Below are 16,617 nucleotides of genomic sequence, written 5' to 3' on the forward strand. Positions count from 1 at the left end.
AAGGACGTTCAAATCTTGAATTCGCCGAACAATTTCGGCTCGGGCACCCCCATCGCCGAAAAATACATCCGCCGATAGGTGGAGATCATCGTCTTTTCATCGAATTCAGCAAGCGCCTTAACACGGTTAGCTTCGCCAATTTTTGCTCTCAAATCTGCGTCCGCCGCTAGTTGCTCCAATGCAAGTGCGAGGCCACTCTCATTTCCAGCAGATGCGATGAAGGGCACGTTCTCTTCCGCGATCATATGGACAATATCGCCGACATCCGGCGCAACTACTGGCAACGAAGCAGCCATTGCCTCAACCACCGATATTGGAAATTGCTCGGTGTCAGACGATAGTGCAAAAATGTCGAAAAGACCGACAAAACGCTCTGGTTTTGCCAAAAAGCCGGGCAAGAATACACGGTGGGAAACATCAAATTTTGCCGCTTCCCGCTCAATCACCTCTTTTTCAGCCCCTTCGCCAACAATAATCAGTTTCCACTCTTCCGGCAGCGAAGCAAATGCGCGAACAAGCCGCGGCAAGTTCTTCACCTTGCGTAATCCGGCCAGAGTGCCGATCCATCGGTCGTCCGGCTGTTTTTCCATCCCCGGCACTCCCACGGGCTTCGGTTTGGCTGCAAACGACAAAACATTGATTCCATTGGAAATACGCCGCACACGGCCCATAGGCTGCTGCCATGTTTCAAGAGCGACCTCTTCCAGTCGCTCTGACGGGACAATTAATCCGCTAGATTTGCCAAGCGCGATCCGCCGGTAGAAATTGCGCATTGGTTTCAACCGCTTTTGCTCGTCCTCATTAAATCCGTCTTCATGATGAATTAGCGGTGGTAATCCCAGTTTATCGCTAAAAATTGTATGCGCCATAACAGCGTCCATCGCACCCCAATTGTAGGTCAAGACCAGGTCATATTTGGCCATTGTTTGGGCGATTTTATGTAAGCGGCCAATCGATGGAAACCCTTGAAGCGGCGGAAACTTCGTTGGGTAATTGACCGAAATCCTTGGTCCGATCAGCTTCGCTGCCTCCATCCGTTCAGGCATAGCCGAAACGATCGAGTGGCGCGCATTGGAACCGAAGGCATTGATTAGTTGCACGCACCGTAGCTCTTTCCCTCCAGCCGCAAAAGTCGAATGGAGATGCAGGAAGCTGGGGCAGTTTATCGCCTTTTTGGTCATTGAACTTGCGCCAACAGTCGGCGGATCGCGGCAACAGCTTCCGGCTCCTCCAATAAAGGCGCATGACCAATATCGGGGATAGTCACAGATGCTGAATCAGGTAATCGACGCTGCATTTCAGCCAGAGTTTCAGCCGTCAGCAGGTCGGATAGCGCCCCCCGCACGATCAGCAAAGGCCGTCCAGCCAAGGATTGGAATGCTGGCCACAAATCAGGCGGAGCAGCGCCTTCATCTTTCGCGAACGGTTCGGCGATAGTCATGTCATAATCGAAGGCGATGCGGCCGTTTTGCTGCACAACCATACCGCGCTTGGCCATTTCGAGCCAATCTTCCAGTTCAAATTTGGGAAAGGAATCGTGGTGCACCTCGTTCAATGAGCGGGCTGCATGCATCCAAGACGGATAGCTTCTGCCCTGCCCGACATATTCGCGTATCCGGTCGATACCTGAAGGATCAACCACTGGCCCGATATCGTTTAGGACTGCGGCGGCAATCCTGTCAGGGTTGATCGCGGCCATCAGCATTGTCATTAAGCCGCCAAGCGAGGTGCCAATCGCAACGAAGCGTTCGATACTCTCCTGAGCGAGCAGAGCCTCGACATCAAAAACATAGGTCATCGGATTATAGGTATCCGAATCCTTGGCATACTCGCTGTCGCCGCGGCCACGCATTTCCGGCACGATGACGCGCCATTCTTCAGATAAGATTTCGGCCAATCGAGCAAAATCGCGGGAATTGCGAGTTAGCCCATGCATGCAGAGAATTGGCGGGTGTGAATTAACCTGCGCGTTGCGAGCAGGATAGTCCCTGAAATGGAGCTTGAGGCCGTCCGGGCTGTCCCAGAAGCGGTCGGCGTACATTGTGTCCATGGTCTTGCGGCAAGTCCCTATAACGAATCCGTGACTGCGCTTGCGCATCACCCCTTAGGCCTTCACTATCGCCTGATGCAGCCAGAACCGCAAGATGTCGCCTATACCCCCGACCCGGCCATTCTCGAATTGGCGGAATGGCTGGCTGAACCCGTCAAACCTGCTGACTTCCCAGAAACAAGAATCCGTTTCCGCAATGATCGGGCAGCAGAACAGATTGGCTTGAATGGTCTATCCGATATCAAGTGGGCTTCGCATTTCGGACGGTTCGAGCCACTTTCGGCCAATATGGATCAGCCCCTGGCTCTCAAATATCACGGTCACCAATTTCGCAGCTACAATCCGGACATTGGTGACGGTCGCGGCTTTTTATTTGCGCAATTGCGGGACCGGCAAAACCGGTTGATCGATTTTGGGACCAAAGGATCGGGCCAGACGCCCTTCAGCCGAACAGGCGACGGACGGTTGACATTAAAAGGCGCAGTCCGAGAGATATTAGCAACGGAACTTCTTGAGGCGCTTGGCGTGAACACCTCACGAACCCTCTCCGTGATCGAAACAGGCGAAGAATTGATGCGCAACGATGAGCCATCGCCGACACGATCCGCAGTTATGGTGCGCCAGAGCCATGGCCATATCCGGATCGGAACGTTTCAACGGCTGCTAGCCTTGGAAGAGCCGGACCACATGGCGCAGCTTGTCAGCTATTGCCTTGCCAAATTCCCGGGCCCGTCTGCACCGCAGGGCGCACCCGGCCGTGATGAGCCCGCCGTGCAATTCTTGCACCAAGTGGTGGAGCGCATGGCAGATCTCGCCGCGAGTTATATGGTCGCGGGCTTCGTCCACGGTGTGCTTAACACCGACAATATGAATGTGTCGGGTGAGAGCTTTGATTACGGTCCCTGGCGCTGGCTGCCCAAATGGGACCCGCAGTTCACAGCCGCCTATTTCGATCAAACCGGCCTTTACGCTTTCGGGCGGCAACCGGAAGCGCTCCATTGGAATTGCGGGCAATTGGCGGCGGCATTGAGGCTGTTGGTCGATGCACCCCCTCTAATCGCCGCGATGGAGCGGTTTGGACCTCTCTATATGGAGGCGGTCGCCCGACGCTGGTGCTGGCGACTGGGCGTCGAACCGCTCAATCCTGAAAGCGATGCAGCACTTGTTGCGGTGTCGGAAAAAGATATGCGCGAGAGCGGCGAGCAGCCCGATGCATTCTTCTATCGAAATCGCGGCGGAGCGAATGCAGCGGGAAAGATGGCAGAGGCGTTAGAAAGTTATGATGCCACTGTCTCCGATCACCCCTATTGGAGCGGCGGTACCCCACAATCGATGCTGATAGACGAAGTCGAAACGCTATGGTCAGCAATCGACGAACGCGATGATTGGCGGCCTTTGGAGGACAAGATCAGAGCAATACGCGAAGCCGGCGACGCCCATGGAACGCCGCCTGTTGCAGCGGGACATTCAGGTTAAGTTCCGGGTGAGCCTAATCAACGGGGGCCGATCTCATTTCCACCGGCTGGATATCAATGCCGTAAAGCTTCCACATTCCCTGCTCCCATTGAAAATACATTTCAAAGCCGACGGAAACCGGACGCAGCTGGAATATGCCCTTCACCTGAAAGACGTTCTCACTCAGCATGCGAGGAGCTTCGTAATAGGTTGGCGGCACCAAGAAGGCGTTAGACAGATCAATTTGGGATTTGCGCAAACCGGAGAAAATCTCTCCCAATCGGGCTGCGTTATTTTGAATCTGAAAGCCCTGCGCTGAAATGTCACGCAAGACCGAGTAATTGCCCGACCGGTTCGCATGATCCACAGCAGCGATTGTGGACCAGATCAATTTCGATAATTCAATTTGGCTCGGCGTTGGCCTGATAGAGGGCGGCGGCTGGACTGTCGGCACGCCTTGCGGGACAGCGACTTGGGCTGACGCCTGCACCGGAGCCAATAGTGCTGCAAACGCCGCTGCTGTTATCAAGCTCGGGCTACGAAAAAATGCCGGAGCGCTTGGCCCCGGCATCTTTTTGGTCTTTTCGATGATCATCATGATCAATTGTTTAGCGACTTACCAGGCAATCTGGAAGCCACCGCGTGCACCGACTTCGCCACTATCGAAACCGACACCGACGCCGGCCGAGAATGCAGCATTTTCACCGACACGTGCAGTGAAGGCGATGGTGCCTGCACCCTGGTTCTCGAAGTAACCCACGCCGCCTGACATAGCGAAGTTAGTATCACCTGGAAGCATTGGCGATTCCATCGCCAGCGCCATGGCTACACCTTCGTTGGTCCGGTCAATCGCCGCACTGTTGGCCGCAGTCTGGCCAAACAGAGTGTTAATCTGCGCCGTGTGGTTTGCTGTAAGTGATTGTAGCGAAGCGATGTTGGTCATGTTGGTCGAAATATTAGCCGCATTCACTCCGATATTAGTCGCGTTGGTAGCGATCGCAGTCCGGACCGTTGGGTCACGTCCTACGACACCGTTTGCATCGACGGTCATCACATCGGTTGCACCCACCTGAGCCGCAGTGCTGGCCGCAATGTCACCAATGCGAACAGATGTTCCGGCCCCGCCAAGTGCGACTTCGTTCGCTGCTGAGGCAGTTGCCCCGAAGCCAACAGCGGTCGAACCATCAAATCCGGCGGATGCGCTTTGCCCCAGTGCGGTTGATTGAAAACCAGCTGCAGACGCCTGACGGCCAAGAGCAGTTGCTTGCCCCCCAGTCGCCGAAGCCTGCCAACCGAATGCCTGTGCGCCAACACCACTTGCAACCGCTTCGCCGCCGATGGCAGTGGAGTGGAAGCCTGTAGCCTGCGCCGCATCACCGACAGCGACCGCATCTTCATCAGAAGCCACCGCCAGATTACCGATAGCGGTTGAGGTTAGCGCCGAAGCCGAAGCCCCTTCACCAACTGCGGTCGAACGTTCGCCAGAGGCCACAGTCAGGTGACCCAGAGCCGTTGCCCGAACTCCGGTTGCAGCTGCCTGCCAACCGTAAGCTGACGTACCAGCCTGAGTCGCCTGCGATTCCGAACCAACCGCAGTCGAATTCAAACCAGACGCCGCCGCTTGATCACCAATTGCCACAGCATCCGTGTTGGTTGCTTGTGCTGCGTTACCGATTGCAGTTGATGTATCACCCGATGCATTTGACGTGCGGCCATTTGCAATCGAGTTCACCCCGCTTGCCACTGCGCCGGAGCCAATTGCCACCGCGTCAACGCCGCTTGCGTTTGTAAGTGGGCCAGCATTACTACCACCGATAGAAATTGCTCCATCGGCGGTGGCCTGAGCCAATCCGCCCAATGCAATCGAATTGAAGCCCGTCGCATTGGAAATCGGACCAATTGCTAGGGCGCCTAAGTTAGACGCATTAGCTAGGCGGCCAAGCGCAACGGCTGAACCATCTGATGCGGTCGAACCCACCCCAAGCGCCGTCGAACCAAAGCCTGAGGCGTTGGCGCTATCGCCGAGTGCGGCGGCGCTCAAGCCTGCAGCACTTGACTCTGTACCAATAGCTGTTGACCGCGCGCCGCCAGAAGATGCTTCCGAGCCAACCGCAGTACTATCTTCGCCATCAGCATTTGATCGAGCGCCCACTGCAGTCGCATCGGTTGATGTCGCGCTAGAAAATGTACCAACTGCTGTGCTGTCGGTACCAATTGCCCCGGCATTGAACCCGACAGCTGTGCCGGCGATACCTGCGGAGGTGAAGCCGCCTAACGCTGTTGAATTTTGTGCGCTTGCATTAGCATTTGTACCGTACGCAGCGCTGCTCTCGCCAGCTTGAGAGAACGAACCAGTGGCGGTTCCATTATCGCCCCCGGCAGTGGAATTAAAACCGTTCGCCGTACTTGCCGCACCAGCAGCCAACGCACCGAAACCAGTCGCAGTTGATTCAACGCCGCTCGCGGTCGAGTTAGCGCCGTTTGCCGTGGCTCTATCAGCAGTCGCTTGCGCATCAGCACCCGTTACCGTGCTTTGTGCACCAGACGCCGTCGCAGCTTCGCCCACTGCAATACTGGATACTCCCGAAGCCGTTGAATCTTCGCCGATTGCTATTGCGCGAGCTGCGCTTGCATCTGCAGTAGTGCCTATCGCAACGCTAGAGACCCCGCTGGCATTCGCGTTGATCCCTACAGCAGTTGCTTCAGCACCTGAGGCATCGGCTTGGGTTCCGATCGCAGTCGCTCTATCCCCGCTAGCCGATGAGTCAGTCCCGCAAGCCAGAGAGTTTACCCCAGATCCATCCGCGCCGCCGGTAGTATCAGCCGTCGCAGTCGTGCCGAAATTGGAATTGCTCTCATCGGCATCAGCTGCGCTGACAATATTTCCCTCATTGCCGACCAATACCCCCGAGCCAAATCCGGTAAAAATGTCGCCCGTGCCATTGTCGAGAAAGCACTCTTCAGCTGCGACAGGAGTGGCAGTCAGAGCCATAACAGAACCGATTGCAAGTGCTGTCGCTGACACAGAGACCGTAAGCCCAGCCAAGTTTCTAATATTATAACGCATGTTTATTCGCCTCTTCTGTGGTCGCGGACACACGTCCGCTAAATCGCATCAGGGTTATCCCCGACGTGGAATATCTTGCGACCCAGAAAAGAGGTTTCTGATCAAATGGCCATGCCATAAGTCAGCCAGTCGTCTTATACCTCTTCGCAGCCTTGCGGCTGCTTGGTTTGCGACCCGAAAATGAGGGGGGAGCCTGATCCTCCGGCACGATGCCAAAAGCCAGACAGTTTGTTTCTGCCCCCAAGTGCAGCTAGTCACTGCGCGTATTCAGATTTGGAAATTTTCGATTGTAGCGCTAATCACCCGTTCAAATATGACGAAACCTCAACGACTCGAATCTTTTCCTCATCCTTAACGTAAAATAAGTATATGCATTTGTGTCAAAGACTCAAATCAAAAGATAGAAAGTTTTCAACGCGTGTCCCAGACCGAGATCATTTCAATAGAACCGGCAACCGGCAATGAATTGTGGAGAGGTAAAACGGGTGACGTCGATGCAGCCGTAGATCGTGCCCGCCGTGCGTGGCCAGCCTGGGCCGCACAGCCCCTAGCCACACGGATCGAATTGGTTCGGCGTTTCGCGAACGAAGTCCGCAAGGCGTCTGATAAATTGGCAGAATTAATTTCCAAAGAAACGGGGAAGCCACTGTGGGAATCACGCACCGAAGTTGAGGCGGTCATCAACAAAGTTGACATTTCCGTCACAGCCTATGCTGAAAGAACCGGTCAGAAAAAGCTGGATAGTGCGCTTCAAGGCACAGCCGCCGTCCGGCATAAACCGCACGGTGTCATGGTTGTGCTTGGGCCTTATAATTTCCCCGCACATTTGCCCAACGGCCATATTGTGCCCGCATTGATCGCAGGCAATGTTGTGATTTTCAAACCGAGCGAAAAAACGCCCGCAGTCGGCGAATTGCTGATGGAGTGCTTCAATAAGGCGGGGATATCTGCCGCAGTTGCGCAATTCTTTGTCGGTGGCCCTGAAGAAGGCAAGGCGCTCGTTGCTCACCGCGGCATCGATGGCGTGTTATTTACCGGATCCGCTCAGGCTGGCATCGCAATCAATAAACGTTTGGCGAGCAATCCGGGCAAGATCGTCGCGCTAGAAATGGGCGGAAACAATCCAATTGTTGTGATCGACACACCCAAAATCACTGACGCGGCAACGTTGATTGTGCAATCCGCCTTCACCAGCGCTGGCCAGCGATGTACCGCGGCCAGGCGGCTCATCATCAAAGAAAGTATGTACGGGCCGATTATTGACGAAGTGAAATCACTCGTCAGCCGCATTATTGTTGGTGAGCCCTTCGCGGACCCCGCCCCGTTCATGGGCCCAGTTATCGATAATAATGCTGCAGATCAATTGGTTGAAAGCTTTCTCTATTTTCTTTCGAATGGCGGTAAGGCGATCAGGCATATGACGCGGCCTGACGATTCATTGCCATTTCTATCTCCGTCGATCATCGACACGACCGATATGCCCGACCGGCCTGACGTAGAATTGTTTGGCCCTCTGCTACAAGTGATTAAGGTCAAAGATTTTGATCAAGCGATCATTGAAGCGAACCGCACAAGGTTTGGTCTTGCTGCCTCGCTGATTGGCGGATCGCCTCAGGATTACAACAGGTTCTGGGCCAATATTCGCGCTGGTATAGTTAATTGGAACCGGCCCACAAACGGCGCGTCTTCTAACGCTCCTTTTGGGGGGCTTGGTTTGTCGGGCAACCACCGCCCTGCGGCATTTTACGCCGCTGACTACTGCGCCTACCCTGTTGCAAGCACCGAGATGGACCAGCCACGTGCGACAATCGGAGTCGGCCTGAGTACAACATAGCCCGACTCCGCCTCGGCTTTATCCGTGATTACTTGTTGCCGCTGGTGATCAGTTCGACTTCGGTAATACCATTCTTCAGTCTCCGGCCATACACGACGTAGGACGCCTCACCTTTGGTCCCACTGACGATATTATCGCCGGCACTCAGAGCGTATTCAGATGTGTAACCGCCAGTAATGGCACGGCTGTGATAGAACGACATAACGTCTTGCAAGGGTACTGGCGTGAGGAAGCTAACGACACGCAAGCTGCACGCCCCCGCGTCGGTGCCGGCCGCCTCCTTGGCTGTACCCCTCGGATAGACCGGAAAAATACTTGGCAACTTAGCCGCCCAAGCTGCTGAATATTCGACTTTATCAGCACAATTTCCGGCTCCCGGGGATAAGGCAGCCTTGGCAGCTGCCGTTAGCGCAGCTGTCTCGGGGACTGCATCGCCATATTGTTTGGGAGCTGGCAATTTCGTCATTCCTTCAGTGCCACCAAGCAACGCAAAAGCTTTGTTCTGAGCATCTTGAATAGCTGCAGGAGTCATATTTTCTGGCGGAAGCGATTGGTCGGTGCCGCCAGTCAACGCAGCATTACCTTCATTCTGATTGGCCAGATCGGGGTTGACCATAATCTGATCATTTAGAGCCTGATCAGTCGCCGGATCGGTCTCATTGCCTTGCCCTTCTTCACTGGCACCGGTGCAACCGGCCAAAGCGAGGGCAGGGATTAATACTGCGGTTAGAAGTAAGTGCTTTTTCATCAGTGGGCGCTCCGCCAAGAAAGATTAGTCGTAAGGTTTCACCTTCTCCTCGTGCAGCAGGGTTAACGAAATGCTGACAAAGAAGGTTAAAATTACGAGTGTCCCTATTAGGGAGTTAATTGCGGCAATTCCTTACCAACGCAAAAAGACGCCCGGCCGCCAATGTTGGCGACCGGGCGCCTCACACGGCTCGGTGATGCCGCGCTGCAGCTACTGGTGGGAGCAGCTGTAGCCCATCGCGAACCGAAGTTCGCTGAGATTAACCTCATTCATCTGTAGATCGACTTAGCTGAACAAGCTGCAACAGGCGCGTCAGAAACGGTAACTTGCCCGCCTAATCGCACGAGTTTAAAGGCCCGCAATGAAAACCGATGCAACAGGCCGTGAAATTGGCAAAAATCCGGCCAGCCCGTCAGGCCTGCCGCCAGCAATCGCCGCCTACCTTATCTGGGGATTTTTGCCACTTTACCTGATTCTAGTTCAAGTGGTCCCTGCGTTTGAGTTCGTCGGCTGGCGTATAATCTGGACTTTGCCTTTCTGCCTGCTGATTGTCGCGCTGCGGAAACAGGGTAAGGAACTGCTCGTAGCCGTGAAAGACCCGCGTAGCCTCGCGATCCTGACCGCTAGCGCGCTGCTAATCGGAATAAACTGGTTGGTTTACGTCTGGGCGATTCAGGCTGACCAAGTGTATGCGGCCAGCCTTGGATATTATATCAATCCTTTACTGAATGTGTTGCTAGGTACGCTGTTGCTGGGCGAGAAGCTCAGCAAACTTCAATGGCTTGCAGTCGCGGTTGCCGCGATAGGGGTCGCAATTTTGGCGGCGGGTGCTTTGACTACATTATGGATCAGCCTGACTTTGGCATTTAGCTTCGGCACCTACGGCCTGCTGCGCAAGAGAGTCGCAGTCGGATCTTTACCCGGCCTCACTATCGAGTCGGCAATATTGCTGCTCCCTGCGACCGGTATTGTTTTATATTATGGTCAATTGCCCAGCGGCTCTGCTTTCGGAGCGGAATTGTGGCTCAGCGTTGCAATCATGCTTGGGGGAGTATTGACGGCAGTACCACTGTTGCTGTTTGCAATTGCAGCGCGCCGTATGGAGTATTCGACCATTGGCTTTATCCAGTTTCTCGCGCCGACAATCGTCTTTTTGCTGGGCATCTTTGTGTTCAACGAAGATCTTAAACCTGCTCAGCTGGCATGCTTCACTTTGATCTGGATTGCATTGGCACTTTTCGTCCTTGATCTGTGGCAGCGACGCCCGAAAAAGCAAAAGTCGGTGGCCAGGATTTAGGTCACACGGTCAACCGCCCACTCTAAGCTGTCGCCAGCATGGAACGGCACAACGGTGGTACCATTTGCGTCGATTGTAGAGGGAACCTGTACTTCTCTCTTGGTCAACGTCACCGTGCCTTTATTCAGTGGCAGGCTATAGAAATTTGGTCCATTTTCAGAGGCAAATGCCTCAAATTTATCAATCGCGCCTTCCGCGTCAAAAACCGCAAGATAGCTCTCGAGCGCGTAAGGGGCGTTGAAAATTCCTGCGCACCCACATGAATTTTCTTTCGCGCTTTGCGAATGTGGCGCGCTGTCTGTGCCGAGGAAATATTTTTTTGATCCCGAAGTGGCAGCCTTTACCAATGCCAATCGGTGCAATTCACGTTTGGCCACCGGCAGGCAATATGCGTGCGGACGAATGCCGCCGACAAGCATAGCATTGCGATTGATATGCAAATGTTGCGGAGTGATTGTTGCTGCGACATTCGGGCCAGATTGATTGACAAACTCTACGGCATCCGCGGTGGTAATATGTTCGAATACGATTTTGAGATCCGGAAAATCAGCGACCACACGCTTTAAGGTTCGTTCGATGAACACTTTCTCTCGGTCGAAAATATCGACGTCATGATCAGTCACTTCACCATGAATAAGCAGCGGCATGCCGATTTCCTGCATCCGGCCAAGCACCGCCGATAACTTGTAAATATCGCTAACACCGCTCGCCGAGTTAGTGGTCGCATTGGCCGGATACAATTTAGCTGCGGTGAATACTCCGCTTGCATACCCTTGAGCGATCTCGTCTGGATCAGTCGAATCGGTTAGGTAACACGTCATCAGTGGTGTGAAATCCAACTCAGCTGGCACAGCCGCTTTGATACGGTCACGATATGCAATAGCCGAGGCCGTATCCGTAACTGGCGGCGACAGATTAGGCATCACAATGGCGCGGGCGAATTGACGCGCGGTATAATGCGCCACGCCTGCCAGAACATCACCATCGCGTAGGTGGACATGCCAATCGTCGGGGCGGCGGATCGTAAGACTCGAAATTACAGACATAGCTTCCCCTTAATCACCTGCGCCCCTATCTGTCACCTATGACATCACCCCGATTGTTCAATCGCGCGATTATTCGCCTCACCCCACTCGATCACGACGAGGATGTTGCCGGCTTCCTTCAGGGATTGGTGACCAATGATGTAAAAAGTGGCTTACCTATTTGGGCAGCTTTGCTCTCGGCACAGGGCAAGGCGATGTTCGATTTTCTGGTCTGGGAAGGCCGCGAAGGGGAGTTGCTGCTGGATTGTGAGGCCGAAGCTGCCGACGATCTGGTAAAAAGACTTTCATTATACCGGTTGCGCCGGAAAATCACGATTGAACGCGATGATGCCATTGGGGTATTTTGGCAACCAAAGCTGGGAATTGGCGGGACGCCGGATCCGAGATTAGCGCAGCTAGGACAAAGATGGCTTGGTGAACTAAGCGATAGCGATAAAGCTGCCGACGCAGATTGGCTGGCGCATCGCCTCTCTCTTGGCGTGCCAGAAGGCCGCGACGAACTCGGCGACATATTGTGGCTTGAAACCAATGCTGCCGACCTCAACGGCGTGAGCTTCGAAAAAGGTTGTTATATAGGGCAGGAAAATACGGCCCGGATGAATTGGCGGCAAAAAATCAATCGGCGGCTTGTCGTGGTTCCGCTAACCATATCGGATGAAAAGCGTCGCAAGGTAGAATATCCTGACCTTGGCCTAGCAATCGATCATTTGAAAATTGCCGATATAACCGCAGATATCGCGCCGGATTGGATGCGACTGACCGCTGATTAAGGGGCTAGGGCTTAACCCTCTGCGCAACAATCAGCTTCCAGCTTGGGAAGCATATCGAGCGACTCAATCAATAGGCGCTCTGCACGATCACGCGCTGCGCTATCGGGAAGGTTAAGCGACCTTGCTAGCGCTTTACCCATCATCGCATCACCAAGCGCCAGCAGAACCAGCGTCAACGTATTTTCATGCATGGCCATAACTCCCGCATGATCGGTCGCTTCCTCTGGTGCAAGTTCATCGACAAGCTCATGAATAGTCTCGATAATCGGGTCAAGCGCATCTTCATTGCCAGTCAGTATCATCCAACTGGCTAGCCCCCCTGCCCCCTCCTTATCGAACGCATCGAAAGCCAGATCGACAACTTCACGAGGGCTACCAAGCCCCGCGCGGCTAGCTCGCACAGCATCCTTAATTGTTTCGCAGACGGTTGTCGCCAGATGTGCTGCCAGCGCCTTCTGCAAGCCTGACGCGGAACCGAAATGGTGTAGCAAATTCGCATGAGTGCGCCCAACGCGCGCAGAAACGGCCTTCAATGTGACTGATTGCGGGCCAGTTTCGATAAGCAACGCCCGCGCCGCTTCCAGCGCGGAACTTCTTGACTCTTCCGGAGTTAATCTTTTGCGAGTTGCCATTAACACTTATGCCTAGTAGATTCTTAATATGAAGAAGCCGACGAGCATCAAACTAGAACGCGCCGAGGCGATCGACAAGCCAGGCGCTGATTCAGTCACCGCAATTACGAGCGCGACGCCAGCCGAGCACGAACTGATTGTTCGCAATCAAAGGTTTGACCGCAACCATCGCACGCCGCGCTGGTGGCATTCGAATGATCCAGTAGCAACAGCTTGGTACAATTCGGTTTCAGCCAGCCTTCCGCGCGGCGAAGCATTTTTCATCGATACAATGCGGATGTTTCGCGATCAGGTTCCGCCGAAAATTGCTGCGGAAATGAAGGCCTTCACGACTCAGGAGATTAACCACACGCGCGAACATGTTGCGTTTAACCGTCTTGTTGCCGATCACGGATATAATGTTGAAAGCATTGATCAGGGCATCCAATCGATGCTGGCGCTGACGGAAGGTCGGCCAAAGGAATTTAATCTAGCAATCACAATCGCCTTGGAACATTTTGCTGCGATGATTAGCCATCATTTACTTGCCGATCCGCGCTATCTTGAAGGCGCCGATCCAATTGCCGCTGACATCTGGCGCTGGCATGCAACTGAAGAAATTGAGCATAAGGGCATCACATATGACGTATGGCTTTATGCGACAAAGGACTGGAGCAGGTGGAAGCGTTACCGCGTAAAAACGATGATCGCGATGCTGATTACCAAGAAGTATTTTGGCAACCGCATTCGCGATGCGATCGGTTTGCTCGAACAAGACGGATTCAGCCGCAGCAAGGCGAAATGGAAATTATACGCATTCCTATGGTGGAAACCGGGTATGATGCGACGCATGTTCTTTGAATGGGCTAAAATTTTAATGCCAGGTTACCACCCGTGGAATTTGGATGACAGGGAGTTGATCAACAAAGCTGACAGCCCTTATGCGGACGCAGTTTTGCCTGCCGAGTAAGTGGGCATCGCCTTGCTGACGCCACTATTGACATTGATGTAAGTAAGGCTTATTTACATCAATGTTAGTAAGCAATGGAGTTGTCCGTGAACGCCCCTTCCAAGATCAAGCTAGATACCAAAACGTCCACTCCTACACCGCATGACCTAGACATTGTTGTTCGTGATGAACGGTTTAACCGCGGCAACACGATCGCACGCTGGTGGGCCGGTGACGCATTCGGCACAGCTTGGCACAACGCATTGTCGGCAACATTCCCGCGCGGTGAAGCCTTTTTCATTGAAGCGGTTAAGGCCCACCGCGAAGGCGCCAATCCCAAGCTGGCTGAAGAAATTCGAGCTTTCGTAAAGCAGGAAATCAACCATACTCGCGAACATATCGCGTTTAATAAGCTGGCCGAGAACGCCGGTTATGACATCAAGACGATCGACAAACGGGTTGAGGAAATGTTGGCATTGACCAAAGGTCGTCCGCCAATCCTGAACCTCGCTGTTACCATGGCGCTTGAACACTACACCGCCATGATGGCGCATGAATTCCTCGCCAACCCGGCACATTTCGAAAGTGCCGATACCGAAGTGCGCGATATGTGGCGCTGGCATGCGGTAGAAGAAATCGAGCATAAAGGCGTCGCTTATGACACTTGGAATCACGCCACGAAGGGTTGGACCAAGTGGCGTCGGTGGAAATTGCGCAGCATCATGATGCTGATCGTTACCGGACGTTTCTTCAAGAACCGCTGGCAGGATTCGATGAATCTGCTCGCGCAAGATGGTATCACTGGCTGGAAAGCCCGCTGGGGGCTATTCAGATATCTGACCGTTTCGCCTGGCGTAGTCCGCCGGATTTTCCCTGCATGGCTGGCTTATTTCAAACCGGGATTCCATCCATGGGATCATGATGACCGCGATCTGATCGGCAAATATGAAGGTGAGTTCACCGACGCGCTATTGCCAGCTGAGTGAATCTCTTCGTCAGGAAAACCAGAAAAGGCCCCGCAATACTAGCGGGGCCTTTTCTGTTTCAGGCAGCTTTTAGCATGGCTGGTTTAACGTCTTCTCGCCCGTCATCATCGTCGGGGTCGAGTGTCGCCACGAAGCATGCCACCAGATCGTGCCGCCCCCGTGCGAGGCTATAGCCGGGGCGAATTTCACCGGTCGAACGGAAACCAGCCTTGGTCAGAACACGGCCAGATGCCGGATTATCGATAAAATGCGATGCAGTGATGCGGCTATGCCCGATTGCATGAGCGACCTTCAGCACTGCTCTTGCTGCCTCAGTGGCAAAGCCGCTTCCCCACCACTTGCGGCCAATCCAATAGCCGAGCTGCACTTCGTCGGTTTCCTTATCGATGCTCAGACCAGCACTACCGATCACGCCTGCATCAGGAACGGTTACCAAGAAACTGGGCAGATGACGGTCCTGCCTGACCTCCGCAGAATACTGCGCATCCTCAGGAGTATACGGCCAAGGAGCCGTCGCAAGATTCTGCACAATTTCTCTCTCGGCAACACCTGAGAATATGGCTTCCCAGTCTTCAGGCCAAGCTGGCCGTAAGAACAGCCTTTCACTGCGGTAGAACATTGTCATTCTCCTCAAGCCCCGCACAGCCCCGATAGTATCTATGCGTGACATTCCCATTGCAGCGAACCAAACTTTCGCCAGCGTGAGAGGGAGAAACGACAAGAGGAAGACTGGCCCCCTGATTAACAGGTGGTCCATCTCCCTCTTCAGTGCCGGTCTTAACCAGCTAGACCATCCTGATGGATGATCCTGTTATCAGATCATCCGATTATTCGGCGGCTTCCGCCATCATGTCCACGGACACATATTTGCGGCCTTGTTTGCCACCGTGGAATCGCACGCGCCCGCCTGATAGCGCGAATAGAGTGTGATCCTTGCCCATCCCGACATTGGTGCCTGGATAGAACTTCGTGCCGCGCTGACGCACGATAATGTTGCCGGGAACAACTTCCTGGCTACCAAACTTCTTCACACCAAGACGGCGACCTGCTGAGTCGCGGCCGTTGTTGGATGAACCACCTGCTTTTTTATGTGCCATTGTCTCTTACTCTTTCGAAACTGTCTTAGTCAGCTTTTTTGGCCGAAGCCTTTGGAGCTGCTTTTTTAGCGGCGGGCTTCTTTGCAGGAGCCTTCTTTGCATCTGCAGCCTTGGGTGCGGCTTCCTTCGCGGGAGCGGCCTTCTTGGCTGGTGCCTTCTTTTCTTCAGCGGCCTTGGGTGCAGCTTCCTTCTTAGGAGCAGCAGCCTTTTTCGGTGCAGCCTTGCTGTCACCCACGCCAACGATACGCAACAGCGTCATCTGCTGGCGGTGACCAGCTTTCCGTCGGTAGTTGTGACGGCGACGCTTTTTGAAAACGATTACCTTTTCACTCTTCGCCTGCGCGATGATTTCTGCAGAAACCGAAACCTTGGATGCGTCAGCGATGCTGTCGCCTTCGCCGGCGAGCAAAACGTCGCCCAAAGTTACAGTGTCACCGGCTTCGCCAGCCAGCTTCTCAACTGCGATTTTATCTCCTGCGGCAACCCGGTATTGCTTGCCGCCAGTGCGCACTACTGCGAACATGGTTGTATCACTTTCAATTTTATTGCGGTGCCATTCCCATTTTGAAAACGGCGCACCCGAAAAGCCGCCGAAATGGCGGTCCAGCCGGAAAGAAGGGTGCCGATAAGGGATAGGCCCGACCAAGTCAACGTTTTCAGCTCTGCTTTTTTCGTGATTAAGCGCAGAATGCTGGATTGGCTTGAAG

General features: G+C 53.9%; 16 protein-coding genes. 6 read left to right on the forward strand and 10 right to left on the reverse strand.

The window, feature by feature from the left end; translation table 11 throughout:
• Positions 1–8: 8 nt before the first annotated feature.
• On the reverse strand, positions 9–1,181 hold the full coding sequence (locus GRI36_RS11025) for a glycosyltransferase family 4 protein (RefSeq protein WP_160598503.1): 1,173 nt from the start codon (positions 1,179–1,181) through the stop codon (positions 9–11).
• Positions 1,178–2,050 (reverse strand): alpha/beta fold hydrolase, encoded by an 873-nt coding sequence (locus GRI36_RS11030; RefSeq protein WP_160598504.1) that lies wholly within the window; start codon positions 2,048–2,050, stop codon positions 1,178–1,180. Before GRI36_RS11030 ends, GRI36_RS11025 begins: the two co-directional genes overlap by 4 nt.
• Positions 2,051–2,125: 75 nt before the next feature.
• Here GRI36_RS11030 and GRI36_RS11035 point away from each other — a divergent pair, with 75 nt between their 5' ends.
• Positions 2,126–3,526 (forward strand): protein adenylyltransferase SelO family protein, encoded by a 1,401-nt coding sequence (locus GRI36_RS11035; RefSeq protein ID WP_160598505.1) that lies wholly within the window; start codon positions 2,126–2,128, stop codon positions 3,524–3,526.
• Positions 3,527–3,539: 13 nt separating this feature from the next.
• Here the strand turns inward: GRI36_RS11035 and GRI36_RS11040 are convergent, their stop codons facing one another.
• Complete coding sequence (locus tag GRI36_RS11040) at positions 3,540–4,103, reverse strand: hypothetical protein (RefSeq protein ID WP_235902232.1); 564 nt, start codon at positions 4,101–4,103, stop codon at positions 3,540–3,542.
• An 18-nt stretch (positions 4,104–4,121) separates the two neighbouring features.
• The gene (locus GRI36_RS11045; protein WP_160598506.1) at positions 4,122–6,572 is read right to left on the reverse strand and encodes a YadA family autotransporter adhesin; all 2,451 of its coding nucleotides are present in this window, start codon (positions 6,570–6,572) and stop codon (positions 4,122–4,124) included.
• A 418-nt stretch (positions 6,573–6,990) separates the two neighbouring features.
• On the opposite strand from GRI36_RS11045, the gene astD reads away from it, so the two are divergent.
• On the forward strand, positions 6,991–8,406 hold the full coding sequence (astD, locus tag GRI36_RS11050) for a succinylglutamate-semialdehyde dehydrogenase (RefSeq protein WP_160598507.1): 1,416 nt from the start codon (positions 6,991–6,993) through the stop codon (positions 8,404–8,406).
• A 28-nt stretch (positions 8,407–8,434) separates the two neighbouring features.
• On the opposite strand, the gene GRI36_RS11055 is transcribed toward astD, so the two are convergent.
• A complete protein-coding gene (locus GRI36_RS11055) occupies positions 8,435–9,154 on the reverse strand; it encodes a hypothetical protein (RefSeq protein ID WP_160598508.1) in 720 nt (239 codons plus the stop codon).
• Between the two features lie 361 nt (positions 9,155–9,515).
• Here GRI36_RS11055 and rarD point away from each other — a divergent pair, with 361 nt between their 5' ends.
• Positions 9,516–10,451: an EamA family transporter RarD gene (gene rarD, locus GRI36_RS11060; RefSeq protein ID WP_160598509.1), complete on the forward strand. Its 936-nt coding sequence runs from the start codon at positions 9,516–9,518 to the stop codon at positions 10,449–10,451.
• On the opposite strand, the gene pyrC is transcribed toward rarD, so the two are convergent.
• Entirely contained in the window at positions 10,448–11,497 is a 1,050-nt protein-coding gene (gene pyrC, locus GRI36_RS11065) for a dihydroorotase (protein ID WP_160598510.1), read from the reverse strand. The two genes, rarD and pyrC, sit on opposite strands and share 4 nt — an antisense overlap.
• 38 nt (positions 11,498–11,535) lie before the next feature.
• Here pyrC and ygfZ point away from each other — a divergent pair, with 38 nt between their 5' ends.
• The gene (gene ygfZ, locus GRI36_RS11070; protein ID WP_160598511.1) at positions 11,536–12,267 is read left to right on the forward strand and encodes a CAF17-like 4Fe-4S cluster assembly/insertion protein YgfZ; all 732 of its coding nucleotides are present in this window, start codon (positions 11,536–11,538) and stop codon (positions 12,265–12,267) included.
• An 11-nt stretch (positions 12,268–12,278) separates the two neighbouring features.
• On the opposite strand, the gene GRI36_RS11075 is transcribed toward ygfZ, so the two are convergent.
• Positions 12,279–12,899, reverse strand: a complete 621-nt coding sequence (locus GRI36_RS11075; RefSeq protein ID WP_160598512.1) for a TetR/AcrR family transcriptional regulator — start codon at positions 12,897–12,899, stop codon at positions 12,279–12,281.
• A gap of 28 nt (positions 12,900–12,927) precedes the next feature.
• Between GRI36_RS11075 and GRI36_RS11080 the strand changes: the two genes are divergently transcribed.
• Both GRI36_RS11080 and GRI36_RS11085 read left to right on the forward strand, forming a co-directional pair.
• Positions 12,928–13,848 carry a metal-dependent hydrolase gene (locus GRI36_RS11080; protein ID WP_160598513.1) on the forward strand — a complete coding sequence of 307 codons (921 nt, stop codon included), beginning with the start codon at positions 12,928–12,930 and terminating at the stop codon, positions 13,846–13,848.
• An 86-nt stretch (positions 13,849–13,934) separates the two neighbouring features.
• Positions 13,935–14,813, forward strand: a complete 879-nt coding sequence (locus GRI36_RS11085) for a metal-dependent hydrolase (RefSeq protein ID WP_328598382.1) — start codon at positions 13,935–13,937, stop codon at positions 14,811–14,813.
• Between the two features lie 58 nt (positions 14,814–14,871).
• On the opposite strand, the gene GRI36_RS11090 is transcribed toward GRI36_RS11085, so the two are convergent.
• The 3 genes from GRI36_RS11090 to rplU all read right to left on the reverse strand — a co-directional run bounded on the left by GRI36_RS11090 (position 14,872) and on the right by rplU (position 16,433).
• The gene (locus GRI36_RS11090; protein WP_160598515.1) at positions 14,872–15,432 is read right to left on the reverse strand and encodes a GNAT family N-acetyltransferase; all 561 of its coding nucleotides are present in this window, start codon (positions 15,430–15,432) and stop codon (positions 14,872–14,874) included.
• Between the two features lie 208 nt (positions 15,433–15,640).
• The gene (rpmA, locus tag GRI36_RS11095) at positions 15,641–15,910 is read right to left on the reverse strand and encodes a 50S ribosomal protein L27 (RefSeq protein WP_160598516.1); all 270 of its coding nucleotides are present in this window, start codon (positions 15,908–15,910) and stop codon (positions 15,641–15,643) included.
• Between the two features lie 25 nt (positions 15,911–15,935).
• Entirely contained in the window at positions 15,936–16,433 is a 498-nt protein-coding gene (gene rplU, locus GRI36_RS11100) for a 50S ribosomal protein L21 (RefSeq protein WP_160599199.1), read from the reverse strand.
• Positions 16,434–16,617: the final 184 nt, after the last annotated feature.

The organism is Pontixanthobacter gangjinensis (assembly GCF_009827545.1).
GTDB classification, from domain to species: domain Bacteria; phylum Pseudomonadota; class Alphaproteobacteria; order Sphingomonadales; family Sphingomonadaceae; genus Pontixanthobacter; species Pontixanthobacter gangjinensis.

Excerpts from the sequence above, each read along its gene's own strand:
- GRI36_RS11045 (WP_160598506.1), bottom strand. The coding sequence starts at position 6,572 with ATGCGTTATAATATTAGAAACTTGGCTGGGCTTACGGTCTCTGTGTCA.
- GRI36_RS11035 (WP_160598505.1), top strand. The coding sequence starts at position 2,126 with ATGCAGCCAGAACCGCAAGATGTCGCCTATACCCCCGACCCGGCCATT.
- GRI36_RS11030 (WP_160598504.1), bottom strand. The coding sequence starts at position 2,050 with ATGGACACAATGTACGCCGACCGCTTCTGGGACAGCCCGGACGGCCTC.
- GRI36_RS11080 (WP_160598513.1), top strand. The coding sequence starts at position 12,928 with ATGAAGAAGCCGACGAGCATCAAACTAGAACGCGCCGAGGCGATCGAC.
- rplU (WP_160599199.1), bottom strand. The coding sequence starts at position 16,433 with ATGTTCGCAGTAGTGCGCACTGGCGGCAAGCAATACCGGGTTGCCGCA.
- GRI36_RS11090 (WP_160598515.1), bottom strand. The coding sequence starts at position 15,432 with ATGTTCTACCGCAGTGAAAGGCTGTTCTTACGGCCAGCTTGGCCTGAA.
- ygfZ (WP_160598511.1), top strand. The coding sequence starts at position 11,536 with ATGACATCACCCCGATTGTTCAATCGCGCGATTATTCGCCTCACCCCA.
- rarD (WP_160598509.1), top strand. The coding sequence starts at position 9,516 with ATGAAAACCGATGCAACAGGCCGTGAAATTGGCAAAAATCCGGCCAGC.
- GRI36_RS11040 (WP_235902232.1), bottom strand. The coding sequence starts at position 4,103 with ATGATGATCATCGAAAAGACCAAAAAGATGCCGGGGCCAAGCGCTCCG.
- GRI36_RS11055 (WP_160598508.1), bottom strand. The coding sequence starts at position 9,154 with ATGAAAAAGCACTTACTTCTAACCGCAGTATTAATCCCTGCCCTCGCT.
- GRI36_RS11075 (WP_160598512.1), bottom strand. The coding sequence starts at position 12,899 with ATGGCAACTCGCAAAAGATTAACTCCGGAAGAGTCAAGAAGTTCCGCG.
- pyrC (WP_160598510.1), bottom strand. The coding sequence starts at position 11,497 with ATGTCTGTAATTTCGAGTCTTACGATCCGCCGCCCCGACGATTGGCAT.
- GRI36_RS11025 (WP_160598503.1), bottom strand. The coding sequence starts at position 1,181 with ATGACCAAAAAGGCGATAAACTGCCCCAGCTTCCTGCATCTCCATTCG.
- rpmA (WP_160598516.1), bottom strand. The coding sequence starts at position 15,910 with ATGGCACATAAAAAAGCAGGTGGTTCATCCAACAACGGCCGCGACTCA.